The organism is Pseudoalteromonas sp. S3785 (genome assembly GCF_005887365.1).
GTDB lineage: Bacteria > Pseudomonadota > Gammaproteobacteria > Enterobacterales > Alteromonadaceae > Pseudoalteromonas.
Genome location: NZ_PNCT01000096.1, coordinates 1 through 905, shown reverse-complemented (window position 1 = coordinate 905; position 905 = coordinate 1). Strand labels below are relative to the sequence as shown.

The 905-nt window shown below is 36.8% G+C and carries 1 rRNA gene; it reads right to left on the bottom strand.

The features are described from left to right. Window positions 1-129 (bottom strand): 16S ribosomal RNA (locus CWC17_RS19460); the annotation flags it as partial. Window positions 130-905: the final 776 nt, after the last annotated feature.

Below are 905 nucleotides of genomic sequence, written 5' to 3'. Positions count from 1 at the left end.
GACCAAGCATTACTCACCCGTCCGCCGCTCGACGCCAGAGTAGCAAGCTACTCTTCGTTTCCGCTCGACTTGCATGTGTTAGGCCTGCCGCCAGCGTTCAATCTGAGCCATGATCAAACTCTTCAATTAAAAGTTTTTATGTTCCGAAGAACAGCTCAATGAATTCTGAATTATTTAATATCTTTCGATATTGAATTGACTGTGCTGAATAACTACCTAAGTAATTATTCTGTTGGTCACTCAGCTCAATTGAGACTCTAAATTTGTTTGCCTCGCTACCGAAGTAGCTTGGCTGTTAGAACTCAATCTGTACGAGTGCCCACACAGATGATTGCTTTATATTGTTAAAGAACGTTGCGATTAAAGCGTATTGTTTTATCTCGCTAGGGCTGAGCATGTTACGCTTTCCTATTTTTTTGTCAACACTTAATTTTGTTAAACTTGAAAGTTTTTAAAACGAAGTTTTACTCGACTCACTGATTAGCTCGTGCCTCGCTATGCGTTGCGCTCTGCCGTCTCAGTGGGGTCGCATTATAGGGAGATCCGAAAACAGATCAACCCTTTTTTTAAGAAAACTTGAAATAAATGACTGTTCGCTGCGTATTTGAGCTAAACGCTCAAAAACACAACTAAAAGTAGCCTTTATTTAGATGATAGTAGTGCTTTTATGTAAATGAATGCTGTGATTGTGCTTATTTATAACTTAACCATTAAGTAAAACTCTATAAATAAGTTTATGAGTATTATTAAAGCTTAATAAATAGGCCCATTCATTTCTTAAGCTAAAAATTCTTAAAATTGATAAGTAGATAAGTAGATAAGTAGATAAGTAGATAAGTAGATAAGTAGATAAGTAGATAAGTAACCTGAGCTGCACATAAGAAATGGAACTAAATGCCCTTGCG